Raw genomic sequence first — 21,592 nt, 5'->3', positions numbered from 1 at the left:
ACCCATGTGCGAGGTGCCTTCAGCCATGACGACAGTGTCCGAAGAGGACGTCCAGGTGCTGCGTGACGCACTCGGCCCGCTCAGGGACCGCGAGCGGATCGCCGCTCGCCTGCTCGAATCCTCGGCCAAGCACTCCTTCGACCCCGACACCGAGCTCGACTGGGATTCGGCCGTCGAGGCGGGCAGGTGGTTCTGGCCGCCCGAGCTCGTCTCCCTCTACGACACCCCGCTCTGGCGGAAGATGTCCGAGGAGCAGCGGATGGACCTGGCCCGGCACGAGGCCGCGTCGCTGGCCTCGCTCGGCATCTGGTTCGAGATCATCCTGATGCAGCTGCTGGTCAGGCACATCTACGACAAGCCGGTGACCAGCAACCACGTCCGCTACGCCCTCACGGAGATAGCGGACGAGTGCCGGCACTCGATGATGTTCGGCCGCATGATCCTCTGGGGCGGCGCGCCCACCTACCCGGTCCCGCGGGTCTACCACAACGTGGCGAGGATCCTGAAGACGGTCTCCACCACCCCGGGTTCCTTCGCCGCGACGCTGCTCGGCGAGGAGATCCTGGACTGGATGCAGCGGCTCACCTTCCCCGACGAGCGCGTCCAGACCCTCGTCCGCGGCGTGACCCGCATCCACGTCGTCGAGGAGGCCCGGCACGTCCGCTACGCCCGCGAGGAGCTGCGCCGCCAGATGGTGACCGCGCCCGCCTGGGAGCGCGAACTGACCAGGCTGAGCTGCGGGGAGGCGGCACGCGTCTTCTCCGTCTGCTTCGTCAACCCGCAGGTGTACGAGAACGTCGGCCTGGACCGCCGGGAGGCCGTCGCCCAGGTGAAGGCGAGCGGCCACCGGACCGAGGTCATGCAGTCGGGCGCCAAGCGGCTGACGGACTTCTTCGACGACATCGGGGTGCTGAACGGTGTCGGGCGCAGGCTGTGGAGGCGTTCGGGCCTGCTGGCCTGAGCCGACCCCCGTACACCTGACGCAAATCGGCCGTCGGACAGGTGCGGGGCGGGGCCGGATGCGGGCGACCGCGGGGCGGAGGAGTGGGGTATGACGGAGCCCTGGGCCCCCGGAGGGTGCGTACCGGGCCCCGGGACGCCCCGCCTCACGCGCCGGCCGGTCTTAGGCTTCGGAGCATGACCTCCGTCCCCGCAGCACCTCCCGCCCGCGCCTACCGACGGCTCGGCGTCGAGGAGCGCCGCGCGCAACTCCTCGGCGCGGCGCTCACCCTCTTCGCCCACCGGGCGCCGGACGACGTGTCGATCGACGAGGTCGCGGTCGTGGCCGGCGTCTCCAGGCCGCTGGTCTACCGGTACTTCCCGGGCGGCCGGCAGCAGTTGTACGAGGCCGCCCTCGGGTCGGCCGCCGAGCAGCTGACACTCTGCTTCGCCGAGCCGATGGCCGGCCCGCCCACCGAACGGGTGGGCCGGGTCCTGGACCGCTACCTGGGCTTCGTCGACGAGCACGACGCCGGATTCAGCGCGCTGCTGCGCGGTGGCAGTGTCGCCGAGACCTCGCGTACGTCCACGATCGTGGACGGGGTGCGCCGGGCGGCGGCCGAGCAGATCCTGCTGCATCTGGGCAGGGGTTCCGGGCCCGGCCAGGTGCCTGCGGGGCCACGGCTGCGGATGATGGTGCGCACCTGGATCGCCGCCGTCGAGGCGGCTTCGCTGATCTGGCTGGACGAGGAGAAGCAGCCCCCGGCCCCCGGCCTGCGCGGCTGGTTGGTCGACCATCTGATCGCCCTGCTCGCGGCGACCGCCGCCTCGGACGAGGAGACCGCGTCCGTGGTGGCGGAGCTGGTGGGCCTGGAGACCTCGGACGGCCCTGTCGGCCGGCTGGCGGCGCTGGTGGTCCCGGCGGCGCAGCTGCTGAACCCGTAGGCCGGGTGCGCGGAGCCGCACGACGGTCCGCCGTCCGCCTGGGTCAGACTGACCTGGTGAAAAGCGAGAACACCCCCTTCACCGGCGGACCCCTGGACGGCCGGGTCCTGCCCGTGCTCCTCGGCCCGACCGGGCATCCGCCCAAGTGGTACGAGGTCCCGGTGCCGGACGCCGACGGCGGCCCCGCCACGGTGCACGCCTACCGGCGCGCCCCGGCCGGCTTCACGAAGAGGCTGGGGCTGCAGCGCGGCTGGGTGTACGAGTACGTCCCCGGAGGCCGCGAGCGCCGCACGCTCAAGTGGCCCTGGACGAAGCCCCGCGGCGGCGCCTGAGCGGCGTACGGCCCTGACGCGCCGCACCCTCTAAGATCGGCGGTCAGGTGCCGAGGGACGGTCACAAGGGGGGTGCGCCATGGAGGCGCTGCGTCAGGACGATCCACGCCACTTCGGCCCGTACACCGTGCTGGCACGCTTTCGTGAGAGCGCGAGCGCGGTGCAGTACCTGGCCAGGGACGAGGACGGTGGCGACCTGGCCGTGGTGACGGCCGCGCGGCCCGCCCTCGCCGCCGTGCCCGCGTTCCGGCGGCGGTTCCGGGCCGAGGTCCTGAGTGCAGAGCGGCTGTCGGGAGGCTGGGTGCAGCCGCCGCTCACCACGCCGGACGACGACGAGGTGTGGACCGCGGCGGCGTACGTACCCGCCCTGACGCTGGCCGAGGCGATCGCCCTCGCCGGTCCCCTCCCCGAGCGTGCCGTGCGGATACTGGGTGCGGGCCTCGCCGAGACCCTTTCCCGGGTGCACGCCGGCGGGGCCGTTCTCCAGGGGCTGGCGCCGGGGACGGTGCTGCTGGCCGAGGACGGGCCCCGGCTGACGGCGTTCGGACCGTTGGGTGCCGCCGCCTCGGCCGAGGCCAGGCCGGGCGGGCAGCTGTCCGTGCGGCTGGGATATCTGACGCCCGAACAGGTCGCGGGCGAGGACGTGGGTCCCGCGTCCGATCTCTTCGTCCTGGGGCTGCTGCTGGCGTACGCGGCGACCGGGACGACCCCGCTCGCGGACGGGCCGGTGGACGAGGCTGCCGAGCGGATCGCGCACGCCTCGGCCGAACTGGACTCCGTACCCGATGAGTTGCGTGCGCTGATCGCGGGCTGCCTGGCGAAGGATCCGGCCGGCCGGCCGAGCGCGGGATCGGTCGCGGCGGAGCTGGCGCTGGAAGGGGCCGCGGGTCTCGCCAAGGGCGGCTGGCTCCCGGACGCCCTGGCGGCGGCGGTCACGGACCAGGCGGTACGGGCACGGGCACTGGAAGTCCCGGCGGACGAGCTCCCGGCCCCCGGACCGCCGGCCGACGCGCAGCCGGAGGACGCCCGTCCGGACCTGGAGCCGTCGGACGCGGTTCCGGAGGACGGCACCCCGGCCGCCGACGGCCCGGCCCGGGCGGCCACGGTTTCCCGTGCCGCGGCATCGGAACCGGAACCGGGAAGCCAGGAAGGCCCCGGCACGGACAGCGGCGGGGACACCGGCACCACCCGATTCCTGCGCACCGGGCCGCACACCCCGGACACCGACCGGGCGACGACCCAGCTCGCCGTCCCCCGCGAACTGACCGGCGCCCTCCCCCGGCAGGCCCTCGTACCCGGGCCGCCCGTGGCGCCCGCGCCCGCCCGGCCGTACCCCTCCTACGCGTACCCGGCCGCCCCCGCCGCGCTCGCCCTGCCCGCGTCGGCCGGGCCCCCCGCGCCCGCCACCCGGACCCCCGCCGATCCCGGCCGACGGGCCCTGCTCACCGCCGTGGCCGCGGGTGCGGCCGGGCTGGTCGTCGGCGGGGGCGCCGTGTTCGCCCTCGGGTCCGACGACTCCGCCGCCGACGACAAGTCCACGCCGGAGCCCCGTGCGACCGTCCCCGGCCGGGCACCGGAGCCCCGGTGGACGTACACGCACCCGGCCGCCGAGCCCGCCCCGCTCACCTCCGGCATCTGGCAGGACAAGCTGCTGGTGCTGACCACCGCGGCCGGGGCCACCGGCGTCGATCTGCGGACCGGACGGAAGGTCTGGCAGTGTGCGGACGCCGCCGGGGCCCAGGCGGTACTGCCCGCGGGTGACGGGCTCTGCTTCCTGGCGAGCCCGACCGAATTCCTCTGGCTGTCGCCGAAGAAGGGGACGGTCGAGCACCGGGTCCGGTTCGTGGACCAGTTCACCGGCGTACCGGGCATGAAGGTGGCCACGCTCACCGGCCGGTCCGGGTCCGTCGTCTGGTTCACCGGCTCGCACACCGTCACCGTGAAGGCGCCGAAGCCGAAGAAGGGCAAGACGCCGGGCAAGGACACGCAGGTCGCGAAGGCGTACTTCTTCGCGTACGACACCGTGGCGCGCAAGGAGCTGTGGCGCGTCGCCGTCCCCGCGGGCCGGGCCCCCGGCACCCCCGCCTACCGGCTCACGGCCGTCCGGAAGGCCGACATCGTCGTGCGCCAGGACGCCACGACACTCACCCCCGCCGATGTCACGGCCGGGAAGGGCAGGGCCTTCTTCCGCTGCTTCGACCGCGCCACCGGCAAGCTGCTGTGGAACCGGCAGTTCGGCACGGTCACGCCGGGCGGGGCCGCGCTCGGCGACGAGGCGGGCCGGCTGTACGGCGCGGTGGGCGACGATCTGCAGGCCTTCGAGACGGCCACCGGGAAGCCGGTGTGGACGCTGAACGGCACCGCCGCGTCCGTGTTCGGCACACCGGTCCAGGCCGGGGAGCTCCTCCACACGACGAACCGCAACCAGGAGGTCGGCACGGTCGAGCGGGCCACCGGCAAGGTGGTCTGGCGGCGGTCCACGGAGGTGCCGCTCGGCGGCAACGCGCCCGCCCTCGCCCTCAGCGGCGGCGGGAAGACCCTGCTCGCCGCGGACGCCACACAGGTGACCGCGTTCACGGCGGCCGACGGGCGGCGGCTGTGGAAGTTCCAGGACATCGGCGTGCAGGACCCCGAGGGCGCCACGGTCGGCGTGCCGTACCGGGTGCTGGCCGCCGGGGGGACGGCGGTCGTGCAGCGGGACCGGGCCTTCTACGCGTTCCCCGTGGAGTGACGCGGGGCGGCCGTCCGGCCGTCCGCCGTTCGGAGGGTGCCAGAGGCGCCACACCGGACGGTCCTTGCTTCGCCTGACACCGAGTGACCGGATGGACGAGATCCGAGCACTTGTGGGGTAGTCCGATTTATCGGCAGCACCCCTGTCACCGGAGGTGATGTCGTGTCAGGCAGAGTCGCGCGAACCCTGTGCACCGCGGCACTGGCCGCGGTCGTCACCGTCTCCCCCGCCACCGCGGAACCGGCCGACCCGGACCCCGCGCCCGCCGCCGGCGCCCCGCAGGGCGTCGCCGGGCTGCTGACGCGGCTGCAGACGCTCTACCGGGAGGCCGAGGAGGCCGGCGAGCTCCACACCGGAGCCGCGGAGGAGCTGAAGAGGCAGACCGCCCGGTCCGGGAAGCTCGGCACCGAGCTCGCCAGGGCCCGCGCGGCCCTGGACAGCAGCCGCCGGGAGGCCGGGCGCCTGGCCCGTGACCAGTACCAGGGGCACACCGACTTCTCCGTGTACCTGCGGCTGCTGCTGTCCCCCGACCCCCAGCACGCCCTGGAACAGAGCCATGTGATCGAACGCGCCCAGGCGGGCAGGCTCGCGACCGTCGACAGGCTCACCGGCGCGGAGAAGCACGCGGACACCCTGGCGGCCAGGTCCCGTGCGCTGCTGGACAGGCAGCGGAAGCTGGTCGCACAGCAGAGGAAACACCGCGACACCGTACGGTCCCGGCTCGACGACGTCGAGGCGCTGCTGGCCTCCCTCACCCCGGAACAGCTCGCCGCGCTCTCGGATCTGGAGGAGCGCAACACCGAAGCGGCCCAGGACGAGCTGGTCGCCTCGGGGGCACTGAGCTCGGCCCGGCCACCGTCCGGGCAGGGCGGCGACGCGGTCCGGTACGCCATCGGGCAGATCGGCAAGCCGTACGTCTGGGGGGCGGAGGGCCCGGACGCCTACGACTGCTCCGGACTCACCTCGCAGGCCTGGTCCGCGGCGGGCCTCACCATTCCGCGCACCTCGCAGGAACAGTGGCGGCAGCTGCCGAAGGTGCCTGTCGCGTCGCTGCGCCCCGGTGACCTGGTGGTCTACTTCCCGAAGGCGACCCATGTGGCGCTCTACATCGGCGACGGCCTGGTGGTGCAGGCACCCAGGCCCGGAGCCTCGGTGAAGGTCTCCCCCCTGGCGTCCAACCCGCTGCTGGGCGCGGTCCGTCCGGACCCGGGCGCCGCACCGCTGACCTCGTACACGCTTCCGGAGCTGCCCGAGGGCGCGTCGTCCGGATCGGACACCGGGTACGACGCCCCGGAGTCGTAGGGCCCCGCACCCGCGCGGGACACCGGACCGGGCCGCCGCGCCGTCAGGACGGGCGTGGTGGCCCGGTGGCCGTGGGCGTCAGCCCTGCGCGCCCGAGAGCGAGGCCAGGTACGCGTTCGTCTTCTCCGGCTCGAAGAAGAAGTTGTCGAAGTCCGCCGGGTCGTTGAACCCGTTGGCGAAGCGGTCGGCGGCGGGCTGGAGCTGGCCGGCCGCGCCGATGAGGTTCAGGACGTGCTCCGGCGGCGGGCCGAGCATCGCGTTCGTCCACTTCACGACGTGCTGGGTGTTCTCCCAGTGCCGCTCGAAGGTGGCTTCCATCCACTTCTCGTCGAACTCGCGGTCGCCGTGCTCCAGGATCGAGTGCAGGTAGGAGTGGGCGCACTTGGACGCGGTGTTGGAGCCCTGTCCGGTGATCGGGTCGTTGGCGACGACCACGTCCCCGACGCCCAGGACCAGGCCGCCGCCGGGCAGCCGGCCGACCGGGCGGCGTACCGTCGGGGCGTAACGGCCCGCCAGTGTGGCGTTGGCGTCGGTCAGTTCGACCTTGGTGGAGCGCGCGTACTCCCACGGGGTGAACCGCTCCATGAGCTCCAGCGTCTTCGCCAGGTGCTCCGAGGGGTCCTTGATGCCCTGGAAGGCGTCCAGCGGGCCGCCGGGCACACCCTCCCAGAAGAGGATGTCGGCGCGGCCCGACGTCGTCAGGGTCGGCATCACGAAGAGCTCGCCGACACCGGGGACCAGATTGCAGCGGACCGCGTCGAAGTCCGGGTGCTCGGGGCGCGGGCCCATGCCGTGGACGTACGCGACGGCCAGGGCGCGCTGCGGGGCGTCGTACGGCGAACGGGAGGCGTCCCGGCCGAACATGGAGACGAGCTCGCCCTTGCCGGCCGAGACCATGACCAGGTCGTAGGTGCGGGAGAAGTAGTCCAGGTCGGAGACGGCCGCACCGTGGATGACGAGCTGGCCGCCGCGCTGCGCGAAGGTCTCCATCCAGCCGGCCATCTTCACGCGCTGGTCGACGGACTGCGCGTGGCCGTCGAGCTTGCCCACCCAGTCGATGACGCGCGAGGAGTCCGGCCCGGCGACCGAGACGCCGAGGCCCTCGATGCGCGGGGCCTGCGACTCCCAGAAGTTGAGCTGGAGGTCACGCTCGTGCTGGAGGGCCGTGTGGAACATGCACTGGGTCGACATGACCCGGCCGGACCGGATCTCGTCCGCCGTGCGGTTGGACATGAGGGTGACTTCGTACCCGTTGGACTGCAGCCCGAGGGCGAGCTGGAGACCGGACTGGCCGGCTCCGACTATGAGTATCTTCCGCATCGCGGTTCTCCGTTGTGTGAGCGTGGGTGCGTGTGACGACTACGCGGGCGAGACGTCGAGCGCGTGCCCCACCAGGGCGAGCAACGACTCGACGACCGTGATCCTCTGACGCGCATCCATGATCACAACAGGTACGTGCGGCGGTACGGTCAGGGCCTCCCTGACGTCCTGCTCCTCGTAACCGGTCGTTCCCTCGAAGTGGTTCACGGCGACGATGTACGGGAGCCCACAGCTCTCGAAGTAGTCGAGCGCCGGGAAGCAGTCGGCGAGGCGACGGGTGTCGGCGAGGACGACCGCGCCGATCGCGCCGCGCACCAGGTCGTCCCACATGAACCAGAAACGCTGCTGGCCGGGGGTGCCGAAGACGTACAGGACGAGGTCGTCGTCGAGCGTGAGACGGCCGAAGTCCATCGCGACGGTCGTGGTGACCTTGTCGGGCGTGGCGGTGAGGTCGTCGGTCTCCTCACTGGCCTGCGTCATCAGCGCTTCGGTCTGCAGCGGGGTTATCTCGGAGACCGAGCCGACGAACGTCGTCTTGCCGACGCCGAAGCCTCCCGCGACCACGATCTTGGTCGCGACCGGCGCACGGGTGTGGTCGAGTTGCCAGGACTGCACCGGGCCGTCGGTCTGGTCCTGCGGGCCCGGCTGACGCGGGGCGAAGAGCGGCGCCTCAGAGACGACGGAGTCCATTGAGCACCCTTTCGAGCAGTGCGCGGTCGGGCTGGCCGGTGCCGTGACCGGTTCCGTACACGCGGATCTTTCCCTGGTCGGCCAAGTCGCTGAGGAGCACCCGGACCACACCGAGCGGCATCTTCAGCAGGGCCGAGATCTCGGCGACCGTACGCATACGGCGGCAGAGTTCGACGATGGCGCGGAGCTCGGGCATGACGCGGGAGGCGAGATTGCCGTTCGTGAGCTCGCGGCGCTCCTCGGGGGCGTCCAGCGCGGCGACGAACGTCTCGACGAGCAGGACGTGGCCGAAGCGGGTACGGCCACCGGTGAGCGAGTACGGGCGGACCCGCGCCGCCTTGCGGTCCGAACCCCGGACGGGGAGTTTGCGTACGGGTTCAGCTGCGGAGGTCACTGGGCGCTCTCCATCGATTTGCGCAGTTCACTGCGGAGTTCGGGGGTGAGTACGTGTCCGGCGCGGCCGACGAAGAGCGCCATGTGGTAGGCGACGACGCTCATGTCGCAGTCGGGGGTGGCGTGCACACCGAGGAGCGAGCCGTCGCTGATCGACATGACGAAGACGCTGCCCTCCTCCATCGCGACCATCGTCTGCTTGACGCCGCCGCCGTCCATCAGCTTCGCGGCACCGATCGTGAGGGAGCCGATGCCGGAGACGATCGTGGCGAGGTCGGCGCTGGAGCCTCTGGGGCCGTCCTGCCGCGGTCCGCCCTCCGCGGCGGCGGCGAGACCGGGGTCGGAGGAGAGCAGCATCAGCCCGTCGGACGAGACGACGGTGACGGAGTGGACCCCTGGCACCTCCTCCACCAGATTGCTCAGCAACCAGTGAAGATTCCGGGCCTCGGTACTCAGCCCCAATGTGCTCGGCGCAGTCAACTGCGTGCCTCCTCGACTGTGTCCCCCGTCTCATCGATGCGGCCATCGGTCCGGCCGGTCAGTTCAGCGTGGTCGGTCTGTGGGGCGCCCTCGGCGATCTCGGCCTCGACATCGCGCCGGCCGTCCTTCGCACCCTGGTGGAATCCGCCGAGCCTACGGCGCAGGGCGTCCTTGTCCAGGCCGCCCTTGCGTTCGGCGGCCGGGGCCGCGACGGGGGCGGCGATCTTGGGGGTGCGCTTGGGCAGCCCCTTCTCGGTGAGGCGCTCCGGCACGGGTGCCGGGTCGGGCACCTCCTCGCCCAGGCCCGTGGCGGGCGTGGCCGTCAGCGGCCCGGTGACGGGCTGCCGGGGGCCGGGCAGGGCGCCTGCGCCGGGCGAGGGCTCCGGGGCGGGCAGGGAGTCGGCGACGGGCGCGGGCGCCGGGGCGGCGGGGCTCGCGTCGGTGGCCCGCTCGTGGCTGTCGGGGCCGATGTCGTACGGGCCCGGCGCGTCCGGCGGCCTGGGCAGCCGGACCTGCATCGTGGTCTCGGCCTCGGACTCGACGGGAACGGCCGTTCCGGGGGCCGCTGCTGTTCCGGGGGCCGCTGCCGCCTCGGGGGCCGCGCCCTCCGTGGTCGACGCCCCGGCGGCCGGTTCCTGGGCGGCGGGCCCGACGGGTGCGGGCTCCCCTGCAGGTGCCGGTTCCGTACCCGACTCGCTGATCGTCCGCTCGGCGGCCGCGATCAGCGGGTCCACGTCGGCACCGGCCGAACGTGCGGGCAGGGCGTTGGAGTTGGCCTCGGCCACCGAACCCGGCAGGTTCAGCGTGGGCGCCTCACCCGGCCGCTGGACGGGCGGCGGGGACACCGTCGGCAGGGACTTCGGCAGCAGGGCACCGGGAAGTACGACGACGGCGGCCACCCCGCTCCCCTTCTGCTCGCGCAACTGCACCCGGACGCCGTGGCGCGCGGCCAGCAGCGAGGTCACCTGGAGTCCCAGTCCTGCCCCGTCCGCGGCCTGTTCACCCGCCGCGAACGATGCGGGGTCCGCCAGCCTGGCATTGAGCTCGCCCATCCGGACCGCCGACATGCCGATGCCCTCGTCCTGCACGGAGAGCATCACCTCGCCGGTCTCCAGCAGCCAGCCGGAGAGCTCGACAGGGGAGTCGGGCGGCGAGAAGGACGTCGCGTTCTCCAGGAGTTCGGCGACCAGGTGGCTCAGGTCGTCGGCTGCGAAGCCCGCGACCTGGGCGTGCGGGGGCAGCGACTGGATCGTGACCCGCTCGTACCGCTCGATCTCGCTGACCGCGGCGCGCAGCACGTCGACCAGCGGGATCGGACCCGCGGGGCCCTGACCGTGCTCGGTGCCCGCGAGGACCAGCATGTTCTCGCTGTGGCGCCGCATGACGGTGGCCATGTGGTCCAGCTTGTAGAGCGTCGCGAGGCGCTCCGGGTCCTGCTCGCGCTCCTCCATGCCCTCGATGACCCCGAGCTGGCGCTCGACGAGACCGAGGGTCCGCAGGGAGAGGTTGACGAAGGTGTGGTTGACCGTGTTCCGCAGCTGGCCGAGCTGCTTGGTCAGCTCGGCGACCTGGGTGCGGAGTTCGTCCCGCTGGAGCGTGAGGGTCTCGTGGCCCGCAGCCAGTTCGGCCCGCTCGGTGCGCAGGCTCTCGGCGCGGCCGGTCACCTCGTGCTGCAGCGCGTGCAGCTTGCCGTGCAGGGCGTTGATGGACCGTACGACCTGCGCGAACTCGTCGTTGCGCCCGGTGTAGCGGACCGGCTCGGCGGTCTCCGGTTCGGCGGCGATACGGCCGGCACCGATCCGCAGGACGGCGAGCGGCTGGGTGAGCGTGCGGGCGACGGCGGTGGAGACACCGACGGCGATCAGCAGACAGCCACCGAGCAGTGCCAGCCGGAGTTCGAGCGCGGTGACGTCGTCGTCGCGCAGCTGCTCCAGCCGCTTGACCTGGGCGGTGCCCAGGGCGGACTCGACGCTCCGCATCCGGTCGATACGGGCGGAGAGCGCCGCGTCGACCTTCTCCGCGTTCACCGCACGGTCCGTGTCCGAGAGTTCGGGGCGGTCGGTGAGCCGGGTGAGGTACTTCTCCGCGCTGTCGACCTCCGGGCCGGTGACCGTGGAGGCGAGCTTGTCGCGCGCGGTGGGCGCGGCGGCCTGGTCGAACTCCGCGAGCGAGGCCAGTTCCCGCACCCGGACCTGCTGCGCGGCGGCGCTCAGCTCGTCACGGTCGCGGTCGTCCTCGTTGGCGCCGTCGTCCTGGTTCTGGACGGGCAGCCCGGTGAGCGGGTCGATCTGCGGCTCGGCCGGCTCGGCCGGCTCGGTGCCGGGCACGGCGAGCGCGGCCAGGAGCAGACCCCGGGTGGCGGACGCCTGCTCGACGGCACCGCCGAGGGCGAGCGGGGCACGGGTGGCCTCGGCGGCCCGCGGCGGGGTCTTCTCGGCGAGCTCGTCGGCGAGGTCGTGGAGCTTGGCGATGACCTCGGAGTACGCCTGGTGGGCCTCCATCGCCGTGCCTTTGCCGGTGAGGGCGGTGCGGCGCAACGAGGGGATGGTGGAGAGATCGCGTCGCAGCGCGGCGGGGGCGGCCTCCCGGATCTCGTCGACCTGCTGGTCCACCCGGGCCGCGGGATCGCCTTCGCCCTTGCCGTCCTCGTCCTCACGGCCGGCGGCGATGTGGGCGGTGACCGTGTCGCGCTCGTCCGCGAGGGAGTGCGCGAGGGTGATCGCCTGCTGGTTCAGCTCGGCGAGCGTGACCAGCCGCTGGGACTCGTTGAGGTCGGAGGATGCCCCGAGGGCCGCCGGGGCCCCTGCGGCGATGACGGTGATCCCGACAACGGCAACACCCGCGACGAGCCGGCTGCGCACCCGTACGGTCCGCCTGCCGCCACCCGCTGCCTGAGGCATGGCCCCGGACTCTTCACGCGTGCTGTCCTTGCTCCGAGGCCGCTTCTTCTGCACCGGTGCTCGCAATCTTGACTCGTCCACCCTTGAAGCAGAGGTGACGCACGGTCATGTGAAAAGGCGCCCCCACCTACCCCTGGTACGGCTTCTGACCATTCCAGCGCTTTTGAGAGGGGGGCGCGCATCAACCGCTCCGCCACTCGAAGGAGTGAACATCACTCCTGAGTTGGCGAACAAGTTTCCCCACGGGCGCCCCCCACCATGCCTGGACCACCGGGTGGAACTTCGGCCCAGGCTTTGGCAGGATGCCCGCCCGCATATGCGCGGAGCTCTTCCCTCCACCCAGGCCGCCCGCGCTGACCTGCTGGTACGGGCCAACGGCCGGTTCGTGAAGGCACCGTGAAGCGATCGTGCAGACTGGCCGGATGCGCATCGAACTCGCCACCGAGCCGGGCAGCGCCCAACGCCCCAACGAGGACTGGGCATCGGCCGCCGCCCCTGCGGCCGGCCAGGGTGGCGTCCTCGTCCTGCTGGACGGAGTGACGCCTCCGAGGGGTGACGACGGGTGTGCGCACTCGGTTCCCTGGTTCACCGCGCGGCTGGGCGGATCACTGGTCGAACTGTCCGCTTCGCGTCGGGATCTGACACTGACGGAGGTCCTCGCGGAGTCCATCAGGCGCACCGCCGACACCCATCGTTCAGCGTGTGACCTTTCTCACGTACGAACACCTCAGGCGACCGTGGTCCTGGCGCGGTGGGACGAACAGGCGGTCGAGCACCTGGTGCTCTCCGACTCGGTCCTGCTCCTCGAAACCCCCGACGGGGCGGTCCTGCCGGTGGTCGACGACCGCCTCGACCGGCTGCCACCTGGCTCTCTCGCCTCCGAGACCGTCGCCGACGCCCGCGCACGGAACAAGGAGGGCGGCTTCTTCACGGCCGCGGCAGACCCCGGGGTGGCGTCACGCGCGGTGACGGGCAGCACCCCGCGCGCGGACGTCCGCGCGCTGGCCGCGCTGACCGACGGGGCGAGCCGCTGGACGGAGACGTTCGGGGAGGGCGACTGGACGGCCACGCTGGGGCTGCTGCGCAAGGCGGGGCCACAGGGGCTGATCGACCGCGTCCGGGAGCTGGAGCGGGCCGACACGGACCGCGGGTATCTGCGCCGCGGCAAGACGCATGACGACGCGACAGCGGTCCTCGTCGAGCTCTGACTCCCGCCGCCGGGGCCCGTCCGGCTCCGGCTCCCGCCGGCGCCTGCCCGCCCCCGACGCCGGAGCCTCAGTCCTCGGCGCGCTCGTTCAGGTGGTGCAGCAGTCTCGCGAGCTCCGCGACCTCCGCCCGGTCCCAGTCCGCCAGTTTCCGGGCGTAGCGGCCGCGGCGGGCGTCGCGGACGCTGCGGAAGCGCGCGAGGCCCTCGCCGGTGAGGTGGACGAGCGAGGCGCGGCCGTCCGCCGGATCGTCCTCGCGTGCCACCAGACCGAGGACCTCCAGGGCTCGCAGCTGGCGGCTCATGGTCGCCTTGCCGACACCGAAGTAGGCGGCGAGCTCCGTGGCCCGCTGCCGCCCGGCCGACTCCAGCCGCACGAGGAGGCCGTAGGCCGCGGACTCCAGGTCCGGGTGCACCTCGCGCGCCATCTCCCCCGAGCTGGCGCGCGCCCGGCGCAGGAAGACCGCCAATTCGCGCTCCAGTGCGAGGAACTCGTGGTCCACACCACTCCCGGCCGTCGCACCGGGCCCACTCCCGGTTCCGCTCCCGTGCACGTCAGCACTCCTCATACGCTTTCCTGCCGATGAAAGTTTCTTTCAACTCCGGTCATCGCCGCAGCTCCGCCAGTATTTCGCAGGAGTAGACCTTCGGCAGGGGCCGGGCCCTCTTCCGGAGCACGGGTCTACGTGCGTAGCTTCGTAGTGCCACAGGTGGCATGAGCGCGGGAATCAGTTAATGACATGCCCACGCCATATCATGCCGTAACGCGACACAGGAGCGTCCCGCACCCGCCCCTGGATCCCGATCTCCCCCACCGAGCCCTCGGAGGCACGAACATGCCCGTGCACAGATCCGGAATCGCATCCGCCCGCCGTCGGCGCCTCGCCGCCGCGGGAACACTGCTGACCTCACTCCTCCTCCTGCTCGCACTGCCCGGCACGGCCACGGCCGCCGACGCCTCCGCGATCCCCGAACGCGGTACGGCCAGGATGGGCCAGGGCGTCGTCGCGCACGACGGACAGCGCGGCGGCACCCCCATCGGCACGGCCGCCGTCCAGACCGAGGGCGTGGACGTCAGCGGCCACCAGGGCAACGTCGCCTGGTCGACCCTGTGGAACAGCGGCGTGAAGTGGGCCTACGTCAAGGCCACCGAGGGGACGTACTACAAGAACACCTACTTCACCCAGCAGTACAACGGCTCCTACAACGTCGGCATGATCCGTGGCACTTACCACTTCGCCACCCCGGACACCACGAGCGGCGCGACCCAGGCCAACTACTTCGTGGACAACGGGGGCGGCTGGTCCAGGGACGGCAGGACGCTGCCCGGGGTGCTCGACATCGAGTGGAATCCGTACGGCGCGCAGTGCTACGGCAAGACCCAGACCCAGATGGTCTCCTGGATCCGGGACTTCGTGAACACCTACAAGGCGCGCACCGGGCGCGACCCGGTGATCTACACCGCGACCAGCTGGTGGAAGGACTGCACGGGCAACAACGCCGGCTTCGGCGCCACCAACCCCCTGTGGGTGGCCCGCTACAACACCACGGTCGGCGAACTCCCGGCCGGCTGGAGCTACTACACGATGTGGCAGTACACGTCGTCCGGCCCCACGGTCGGCGACCACAACCACTTCAACGGCGCCCTCGACCGCGTACAGGCGCTCGCGAACGGCTGATCCGCCCCCGACGTTCGACCGAGCCCCGGTGACGAGCCCCAGGTCACCGGGGCTCGGCGCTGCCCCGCACCCCTTCTATGCACTGTGCGTATACACGCTATGTATAGTCGCACCGTCCCGCACCGCCGGCGTGCGGCCGGCCATGGGGAGTGACCTGCTGTGCCCAGAAAGACGACGCGATTCGGTACGGGGTTGGCCGCGGCCCTTGTGACCGTGCTCACGCTGACGCTGAGCGGCTGTTCCATGGACACGACGGCCCCCGCGACAGCACGCGGCGACGCGGCCCCGGACGCCGAGGGGACGTTCGGCCCGGTCGACTGCCGCAAGGCGAAGTGCATCGCGCTGACCTTCGACGCCGGTCCCGCCGAGGACACCCCGCGCCTCCTGGACATCCTCAAGGAGAAGAAGGTTCCGGCCACGTTCTTCCTGCTGGGCAGGAACCACGTGCTGAAGCACCCCGACACCGTGCGCCGCATCGCGGACGAGGGCCACGAGGTCGCCAACCACACCTGGACGCACGGGATCCTGACGGACAGGAAGCCCGACGAGATACGCGCCGAGCTGGAGAGGACCCAGCTGGCGATCGAGGAGATCACGGGGAGGAAGCCGCGGCTGATGCGTCCGCCGCAGGGCCGCACCGACGACACCGTCTCCGGGATCTGCAAGGAGCTCGGGCTGTCGCAGATCCTCTGGAGCGCGACCGCCAAGGACTACTCCACGAACGACTCCGCGCTGATCAGGAAGCGGATACTCGACCAGGCCGGCAAGGACGGGGTGATCCTGCTGCACGACATCTACAAGGGCACCGTCCCCGCCGTACCGGGCATCATCGACACGCTGAAGGAGCGCGGCTACACCTTCGTGACCGTGCCTCAGCTGATGGCCCCCGCGGAGCCCGAGCCCGGCACCGTCTACCGCCCCTGACCCGCACGCGGAACGGCCCGCCTTCCGGGGGGAAGGCGGGCCGTCCGTACCGGCCGTCGGCGTGATGCCGCGCCCGTCACTGCGCGGCGCCTACGCGGCGGCCGGGATCCTGTCCCCGGCCCTGGCGGTGGCGGGGGCGAGGGCGATCTCCAGGACCTGGCGGACATCGGTCACCGGGTGGACCTCCAGGGTGTCGAGGACCTCGGCCGGGACGTCGTCCAGGTCGGCCTCGTTCCTCTTGGGGATCACCACGGTGGTGATCCCGGCCCGGTGCGCGGCCAGCAGCTTCTGCTTCAGGCCGCCGATCGGCAGCACGCGTCCGGTCAGCGACACCTCACCGGTCATCGCCACGTCCGTACGGACGAGCCGCCCGGAGAGCAGCGAGGCCAGTGCCGTCGTCATGGTGATGCCGGCACTCGGACCGTCCTTGGGCACGGCGCCCGCCGGGAAGTGGATGTGCGCGCCACGGTCCTTCAGGTCCGCGACCGGCAGCTCAAGCTCCGCCCCGTGCGACCGCAGAAAGCTCAGCGCGATCTGGGCGGACTCCTTCATCACGTCGCCGAGCTGACCGGTGAGGGTCAGCCCGGACGCCCCGGTCTCCGGGTCGGCCAGCGACGCCTCGACGAACAGCACGTCGCCGCCCGCCCCGGTCACCGCGAGGCCGGTCGCCACGCCCGGCACCGCCGTACGGCGCTCGGCCGGGTCCTGGGCGGACTCGGGGACGTGGTGGGGGCGTCCGACGAGCTCCCGCAGGTCCTCGTCGGTCACCGTGAACGGGAGCTCACGGTCGCCCAGTTCGTGCTGGGCCGCGACCTTGCGGAGCAGCCGGGCCACGGCCCGCTCCAGGTTCCGTACGCCGGCCTCCCTCGTGTACTCGCCGGCCAGCCTGCGCAGCGCCGACTCGTCGAGGTCCACCTCGTCCTTCTCCAGACCGGCCCGCTCCAGCTGGCGCGGGAGCAGGTGGTCGCGGGCGATGACGACCTTCTCGTCCTCGGTGTAGCCGTCCAGCCTGACCAGCTCCATGCGGTCGAGCAGGGCCTCCGGGATGGCTTCGAGCACGTTGGCCGTGGCCAGGAACACCACGTCGCTGAGGTCGAGTTCGACCTCCAGGTAGTGGTCACGGAAGGTGTGGTTCTGCGCCGGGTCGAGGACTTCGAGCAGAGCGGCGGCCGGGTCACCCCGGAAGTCCGAGCCGACCTTGTCGATCTCGTCGAGCAGGACGACCGGGTTCATCGAACCGGCCTCCCTGATCGCGCGGACGATACGTCCGGGGAGCGCCCCGACGTACGTGCGCCGGTGGCCGCGGATCTCCGCCTCGTCCCGGACCCCGCCGAGCGCGACTCGGACGAACTTGCGGCCCATGGCGTGCGCGACGGACTCGCCGAGCGAGGTCTTGCCCACGCCGGGCGGTCCGACCAGGGCCAGCACGGCACCGCCGCGCCGGCCTCCGACCACGCCCAGTCCGCGGTCCGCACGCCGCTTGCGCACCGCCAGGTACTCGGTGATGCGCTCCTTCACGTCCCGCAGGCCGGCGTGTTCGGCGTCGAGGATCTCCCGCGCGCCCTTGATGTCGTACGCGTCCTCGGTCCGCTCGTTCCACGGGAGTTCGAGGACGGTGTCCAGCCAGGTGCGGATCCAGGAGCCCTCGGGGCTCTGGTCGGAGGAGCGCTCCAGCTTGTCGGCCTCCTTGAGCGCGGCCTCACGGACGTTCTCGGGAAGGTCGGCGGCCTCGACGCGCGCCCGGTAGTCGTCGGACTCGTCGCCGGAACCGGATTCGCCGTTGAGCTCGGAGAGCTCCTTGCGTACGGCGTCGAGCTGGCGCCGCAGCAGGAATTCGCGCTGCTGCTTGTCGACGCCCTCCTGGACGTCCTTGGCGATGGACTCGGCGACGTCCTGCTCGGCGAGGTGCTCGCCGAGCCACTGGACGGCGAGCTTCAGGCGGGCGACCGCGTCCGCGGTCTCCAGGAGCTGCACCTTCTGCGCGGTGGTGAGGAAGGGCGAGTAGCCGGAGTTGTCGGCGAGCGCCGAGATGTCCTCGATCTGCTGCACGCGGTCGACGACCTGCCAGGCGCCGCGCTTTTTCAGCCAGCTGGTGGCGAGTGCCTTGTACTCCTTGGCGAGCTCGGCGGCGGAGCCGGGCAGGGGGTCGGGCAGGGACACGTCGATCCTGGTGCCCTCGACCCACAGGGCGTTCCCCGGGCCGCTCGTCCCGGCACCGATCCGCACCCGGTCACGGGCCCGGATGAGGGCACCCGGGTCGCCGTCCGAGAGCCGGCCGACCTGCTCGACGGTGCCCAGGACGCCGGTCCCGGTGTAGTTCCCGTCGATACGAGGCACGAGCAGCACCTCGGGCTTGCCGCCGCCCGGGCGCGCCACGGCCTGCGCGGCCTCGACTGCGGCGCGCACCTCGGCGTCCGACAGGTCGAGCGGCACCACCATTCCGGGCAGCACGACCTCGTCGTCGAGCGGCAGCACAGGCAGGTCGACCGGCGTGAACGCCTGGGACGCAGTGGACTCAGCAGTCATGATCTCCCCTTCGGCAAGCAAGTTGAGTTATACGGACTCAATGCTCCTGAGCCGCCGAATGTTCCCATGCCGCGTTCGCTCTGAGCGATCACGCGTGGCGAGCGGCTGTCCCTACGGCAGCACCCCGCAGGGCAGCGCCATTCCCGGAGGCGCCATCCGGTTACGCCGCACGCCCCGCCGGACCCTCACCCGCCCGCGTCGCCCGCCTGCCGTGCCCGCCGCCGCACCCGCTCGCACCCGCTCGCACCCGCTCGCACTCGTCGCACTCGTCGCGCTCATCACGCCCGTCGCGCCGGGGAGTGACCCTGAGGGAATTCGCTGGTCCCGGCGGGCCGGGTCCGGGGAGGATGGGCCGGATCAGGACCGCCGCCGACCGGAGACCGGAGACCTCGCCATGCCCACCACGGACACCCACCGCCCCGTGACCCTCGACCGGCGCGAAGGCCCCTTCGGCGAGGTCGTCCTGCGGGAACGCGGCGACGACTTCGAGATCATCGCCAACGGCTGCTTCCTGATGGACACCTCCGACGGCCGTTCCGAGCGGCTGCTGATCGACGCGGCACTCGCCGCCCTGCCGCCCGGCCGGCCCGGCCCGACCCTGCTCATCGGCGGGCTCGGCGTCGGATTCTCGCTCGTCCGCGCGGCCGAGGGGCGGCGCTGGGGCGGCATCGCCGTCGTCGAGCGGGAACAGGCCATCGTGGACTGGCACCTGGAGGGCCCGCTCGGCCGGATCTCCGCCGCGGCCCTCGCCGATCCGCGGACCGAGATCCTCCGTACGGACCTCGTCGAGCACCTGAGAACGACCACGGAGCGTTACGACGCACTGTGCCTGGACATCGACAACGGGCCCGGCTGGACCGTCACCGAGGACAACGGAAGCCTCTACTCACCCACCGGTCTGGCGGCCTGCCACGCGCGTCTGACCCCCGGCGGAGTCCTCGCCGTGTGGTCCGCGCAGCCCTCCGCGGCCTTCGACGAAGCGCTGCGGAATGCCGGATTCCAAGCAGTACGGACCGAAGAAGTAGCGGTTGCCCGAGGTGTTCCCGACGTGGTCCATCTCGCACTCCGGGGCCACTGAACCCCCACCCGGTATGCGCACCCCGGCGGACCGCGGGCCAAGTGGCACAAGGCCGACGATCCGCCGCTTGCGAGGGGGTAACAGTTCGCGCCGGACAACACCCTGCGTAGCCGGGAGCCGTCCTCTGCCTTTACGCTGCTGAGCGGCACAAGGGATCACCGACGACATCCACAAGCGATAACCGTGCCTCCGGGGGAATGGCCTCCGCGAGAACGGGCAGGGGCGGGGCGATGGAACAGACACACACCACCCACAACGGCGTCGCTGCCACCCCCGGGGCTCAGCGCCGGGTTCTGGTGGTAGAGGACGACGCGACGATCGTCGACGCCATTTCCGCCCGGCTGCGAGCCGAGGGCTTCCTGGTGCAGACAGCGCTGGACGGCCCCGCGGCCGTGGACGCGGCCGAGGCCTGGCAGCCCGACCTGATGGTGCTCGACATCATGCTTCCCGGCTTCGACGGCCTGGAGGTCTGCCGCCGCGTGCAGGCCCAGCGCCCCGTGCCGGTGCTGATGCTCACCGCACGCGACGACGAGACCGACATGCTGGTCGGGCTCGGGGTCGGCGCCGACGACTACATGACCAAGCCGTTCTCCATGCGTGAACTGGCGGCGCGGGTGCACGTCCTGCTGCGCCGGGTGGAGCGGGCCGCGCTGGCCGCCGTGACCCCGCGCAGCGGGATCCTGCGTCTCGGCGAGCTGGAGATCGACCACGCGCAGCGCCGGGTCCGGGTGCGCGCCGACGACGTCCACCTGACGCCGACGGAGTTCGACCTGCTGGTCTGCCTGGCCAACACGCCCCGGGCGGTGCTCTCCCGTGAGCAGCTGCTGGCCGAGGTCTGGGACTGGGCGGACGCCTCCGGGACCCGTACGGTCGACAGCCACATCAAGGCCCTGCGCCGGAAGATCGGCGCCGAGCGGATCCGTACGGTCCACGGCGTCGGTTACGCCCTGGAGACTCCCGCGCCATGACGCGGCCCGGCTCCGGACTGCGCCCCTTCTCGATCAAGGCCAAGCTGGGCACGCTCGTCGTGGTCTCCGTGTTCATCACGACCGGACTGCTGATCGTCGCCCTGCGGACCAGGACCGAATTCCGGTTCATCACGGTCTTCTCCGTCATCGCCACGCTGCTGATCACCCAGTTCGTGGCGCACGGCCTGACCGCGCCGCTGGACGAGATGCGGGCGGTGGCCCGGTCCATCTCGCACGGCGACTACACCGGACGGGTGAGCGGCGCCGGGCGGCGCGACGAGCTCGGCGACCTCGCGCAGACGATCAACCGCATGGCGGACGACCTGGAGGCGGAGGACCGGCACCGCAAGGAGCTGGTGGCCAACGTCTCCCACGAGTTGCGCACGCCCATCGCCGCGCTCAGAGCCGTGCTGGAGAACGTGGTCGACGGGGTGTCCGCCGCCGATCCCGAGACCATGCGTACGGCCCTGAAACAGACCGAGCGCCTGGGCAGACTCGTGGAGACCCTGCTGGAGCTCTCCCGGCTGGACAACGGAGTGGTGACGCTGAAGGCGCGCCGCTTCGAGGTGTGGCCGTATCTCTCGGGAGTGCTGAAGGAGGCCAACCTCGCGGCCTCACGGCGCCGACTCTCGTCGGGCTCCGGGAACCACTCGCGTACGGACGTCCACCTGCACCTGGACGTGTCGCCGCCCGAGCTGACGGCGCACGCGGACGCGGAACGGCTGCACCAGGTGGTCGCCAACCTCATCGACAACGCGGTCAAGCACAGCCCGCCGCACGGCCGGGTCACGGTGCTCGCGCGGCGCGGGCCCCGTCCCGAGTCGCTCGAACTGGAGATCATCGACGAGGGGCCGGGCATCCCGGAGGCGGAGCGCCACCGGGTCTTCGAGCGCTTCAACCGCGGACAGGCGCCGTATCCGCACGGCCCCGGGAGCGACGGCGGTACGGGACTGGGGCTGGCGATCGCCCGCTGGGCGGTGGATCTGCACGGCGGTCATATCGGTGTGGCCGAATCCGCCCGGGGCTGCCGTATCCGAGTCACCCTTCCCGGGGACTCCTAGCTTGCACGGTTGACCCGGAGTTCGAACCGGAGCGTCACCCTGTGCGTACGGAAGGTCGCATTCTACGTCGCGACCGGGAAAGAGATACGGTCCAGGTGGGCCGTAGCACCGGCCCCGCGT

At 72.1% G+C, this 21,592-nt stretch carries 18 protein-coding genes; 11 read left to right on the top strand and 7 right to left on the bottom strand.

What is annotated here, in order from left to right:
* Positions 1-25 precede the first annotated feature (25 nt).
* From OG524_RS24900 to OG524_RS24880, 5 genes are all read left to right on the top strand, one after another.
* Positions 26-961 (top strand): diiron oxygenase, encoded by a 936-nt coding sequence (locus OG524_RS24900; protein WP_405388640.1) that lies wholly within the window; start codon positions 26-28, stop codon positions 959-961.
* A gap of 176 nt (positions 962-1,137) precedes the next feature.
* On the top strand, positions 1,138-1,884 hold the full coding sequence (locus OG524_RS24895) for a TetR/AcrR family transcriptional regulator (protein ID WP_405388641.1): 747 nt from the start codon (positions 1,138-1,140) through the stop codon (positions 1,882-1,884).
* A 56-nt stretch (positions 1,885-1,940) separates the two neighbouring features.
* Positions 1,941-2,216 carry a hypothetical protein gene (locus OG524_RS24890; protein ID WP_405388642.1) on the top strand — a complete coding sequence of 92 codons (276 nt, stop codon included), beginning with the start codon at positions 1,941-1,943 and terminating at the stop codon, positions 2,214-2,216.
* Positions 2,217-2,295: 79 nt separating this feature from the next.
* A complete protein-coding gene (locus OG524_RS24885) occupies positions 2,296-4,947 on the top strand; it encodes a PQQ-binding-like beta-propeller repeat protein (RefSeq protein ID WP_405811694.1) in 2,652 nt (883 codons plus the stop codon).
* 162 nt (positions 4,948-5,109) lie between these two features.
* Positions 5,110-6,249, top strand: a complete 1,140-nt coding sequence (locus tag OG524_RS24880) for an NlpC/P60 family protein (RefSeq protein WP_405811693.1) — start codon at positions 5,110-5,112, stop codon at positions 6,247-6,249.
* Positions 6,250-6,327: 78 nt separating this feature from the next.
* On the opposite strand, the gene OG524_RS24875 is transcribed toward OG524_RS24880, so the two are convergent.
* The 5 genes from OG524_RS24875 to OG524_RS24855 are packed head-to-tail and all read right to left on the bottom strand — an operon-like array spanning position 6,328 to position 12,086.
* Positions 6,328-7,569, bottom strand: coding sequence for a styrene monooxygenase/indole monooxygenase family protein (locus tag OG524_RS24875; RefSeq protein ID WP_405388645.1), 1,242 nt, complete (start codon positions 7,567-7,569; stop codon positions 6,328-6,330).
* Between the two features lie 39 nt (positions 7,570-7,608).
* Positions 7,609-8,259, bottom strand: coding sequence for a GTP-binding protein (locus OG524_RS24870; RefSeq protein WP_405388646.1), 651 nt, complete (start codon positions 8,257-8,259; stop codon positions 7,609-7,611).
* Positions 8,240-8,653, bottom strand: coding sequence for a DUF742 domain-containing protein (locus OG524_RS24865; protein ID WP_405388647.1), 414 nt, complete (start codon positions 8,651-8,653; stop codon positions 8,240-8,242). The genes OG524_RS24870 and OG524_RS24865 overlap by 20 nt, the downstream gene beginning before the upstream one ends.
* The gene (locus OG524_RS24860) at positions 8,650-9,132 is read right to left on the bottom strand and encodes a roadblock/LC7 domain-containing protein (RefSeq protein ID WP_405811692.1); all 483 of its coding nucleotides are present in this window, start codon (positions 9,130-9,132) and stop codon (positions 8,650-8,652) included. Before OG524_RS24860 ends, OG524_RS24865 begins: the two co-directional genes overlap by 4 nt.
* Positions 9,129-12,086: a nitrate- and nitrite sensing domain-containing protein gene (locus OG524_RS24855; RefSeq protein ID WP_405812497.1), complete on the bottom strand. Its 2,958-nt coding sequence runs from the start codon at positions 12,084-12,086 to the stop codon at positions 9,129-9,131. Before OG524_RS24855 ends, OG524_RS24860 begins: the two co-directional genes overlap by 4 nt.
* Before the next feature lie 368 nt (positions 12,087-12,454).
* On the opposite strand from OG524_RS24855, the gene OG524_RS24850 reads away from it, so the two are divergent.
* Entirely contained in the window at positions 12,455-13,240 is a 786-nt protein-coding gene (locus OG524_RS24850) for a hypothetical protein (RefSeq protein ID WP_405388650.1), read from the top strand.
* Between the two features lie 67 nt (positions 13,241-13,307).
* On the opposite strand, the gene OG524_RS24845 is transcribed toward OG524_RS24850, so the two are convergent.
* Positions 13,308-13,805 carry a MarR family winged helix-turn-helix transcriptional regulator gene (locus tag OG524_RS24845; RefSeq protein ID WP_405388651.1) on the bottom strand — a complete coding sequence of 166 codons (498 nt, stop codon included), beginning with the start codon at positions 13,803-13,805 and terminating at the stop codon, positions 13,308-13,310.
* Positions 13,806-14,072: 267 nt separating this feature from the next.
* Between OG524_RS24845 and OG524_RS24840 the strand changes: the two genes are divergently transcribed.
* Both OG524_RS24840 and OG524_RS24835 read left to right on the top strand, forming a co-directional pair.
* Positions 14,073-14,915, top strand: coding sequence for a lysozyme (locus OG524_RS24840; RefSeq protein ID WP_405388652.1), 843 nt, complete (start codon positions 14,073-14,075; stop codon positions 14,913-14,915).
* A 243-nt stretch (positions 14,916-15,158) separates the two neighbouring features.
* Positions 15,159-15,839 carry a polysaccharide deacetylase family protein gene (locus tag OG524_RS24835; RefSeq protein WP_405393105.1) on the top strand — a complete coding sequence of 227 codons (681 nt, stop codon included), beginning with the start codon at positions 15,159-15,161 and terminating at the stop codon, positions 15,837-15,839.
* Positions 15,840-15,929: 90 nt separating this feature from the next.
* Here OG524_RS24835 and lon read toward each other — a convergent pair whose 3' ends face one another.
* A complete protein-coding gene (lon, locus tag OG524_RS24830; RefSeq protein WP_405388653.1) occupies positions 15,930-18,365 on the bottom strand; it encodes an endopeptidase La in 2,436 nt (811 codons plus the stop codon).
* Positions 18,366-18,759: 394 nt separating this feature from the next.
* Here lon and OG524_RS24825 point away from each other — a divergent pair, with 394 nt between their 5' ends.
* From OG524_RS24825 to OG524_RS24815, 3 genes are all read left to right on the top strand, one after another.
* Positions 18,760-19,443, top strand: coding sequence for a spermidine synthase (locus tag OG524_RS24825; RefSeq protein WP_405388654.1), 684 nt, complete (start codon positions 18,760-18,762; stop codon positions 19,441-19,443).
* Positions 19,444-19,673: 230 nt separating this feature from the next.
* Positions 19,674-20,411: a response regulator transcription factor gene (locus tag OG524_RS24820; RefSeq protein ID WP_014154105.1), complete on the top strand. Its 738-nt coding sequence runs from the start codon at positions 19,674-19,676 to the stop codon at positions 20,409-20,411.
* A complete protein-coding gene (locus OG524_RS24815) occupies positions 20,408-21,472 on the top strand; it encodes an ATP-binding protein (protein WP_405388655.1) in 1,065 nt (354 codons plus the stop codon). The genes OG524_RS24820 and OG524_RS24815 overlap by 4 nt, the downstream gene beginning before the upstream one ends.
* Positions 21,473-21,592: the final 120 nt, after the last annotated feature.

Origin of the sequence: Streptomyces sp. NBC_01520 (genome assembly GCF_045040375.1) — a bacterium.
Taxonomy (GTDB): Bacteria; Actinomycetota; Actinomycetes; order Streptomycetales; family Streptomycetaceae; genus Streptomyces.
Note: the sequence above shows the minus strand (reverse complement) of the source record. Positions and strands in the feature narration are given on the sequence as shown.

Coding starts and splice junctions, on each gene's coding strand:
- OG524_RS24900 (WP_405388640.1), top strand. CDS start 26: ATGACGACAGTGTCCGAAGAGGACGTCCAGGTGCTGCGTGACGCACTC.
- OG524_RS24895 (WP_405388641.1), top strand. CDS start 1,138: ATGACCTCCGTCCCCGCAGCACCTCCCGCCCGCGCCTACCGACGGCTC.
- OG524_RS24885 (WP_405811694.1), top strand. CDS start 2,296: ATGGAGGCGCTGCGTCAGGACGATCCACGCCACTTCGGCCCGTACACC.
- OG524_RS24875 (WP_405388645.1), bottom strand. CDS start 7,569: ATGCGGAAGATACTCATAGTCGGAGCCGGCCAGTCCGGTCTCCAGCTC.
- OG524_RS24870 (WP_405388646.1), bottom strand. CDS start 8,259: ATGGACTCCGTCGTCTCTGAGGCGCCGCTCTTCGCCCCGCGTCAGCCG.
- OG524_RS24850 (WP_405388650.1), top strand. CDS start 12,455: ATGCGCATCGAACTCGCCACCGAGCCGGGCAGCGCCCAACGCCCCAAC.
- OG524_RS24845 (WP_405388651.1), bottom strand. CDS start 13,805: ATGAGGAGTGCTGACGTGCACGGGAGCGGAACCGGGAGTGGGCCCGGT.
- OG524_RS24840 (WP_405388652.1), top strand. CDS start 14,073: ATGCCCGTGCACAGATCCGGAATCGCATCCGCCCGCCGTCGGCGCCTC.
- OG524_RS24835 (WP_405393105.1), top strand. CDS start 15,159: ATGGACACGACGGCCCCCGCGACAGCACGCGGCGACGCGGCCCCGGAC.
- lon (WP_405388653.1), bottom strand. CDS start 18,365: ATGACTGCTGAGTCCACTGCGTCCCAGGCGTTCACGCCGGTCGACCTG.
- OG524_RS24825 (WP_405388654.1), top strand. CDS start 18,760: ATGCCCACCACGGACACCCACCGCCCCGTGACCCTCGACCGGCGCGAA.
- OG524_RS24820 (WP_014154105.1), top strand. CDS start 19,674: ATGGAACAGACACACACCACCCACAACGGCGTCGCTGCCACCCCCGGG.
- OG524_RS24815 (WP_405388655.1), top strand. CDS start 20,408: ATGACGCGGCCCGGCTCCGGACTGCGCCCCTTCTCGATCAAGGCCAAG.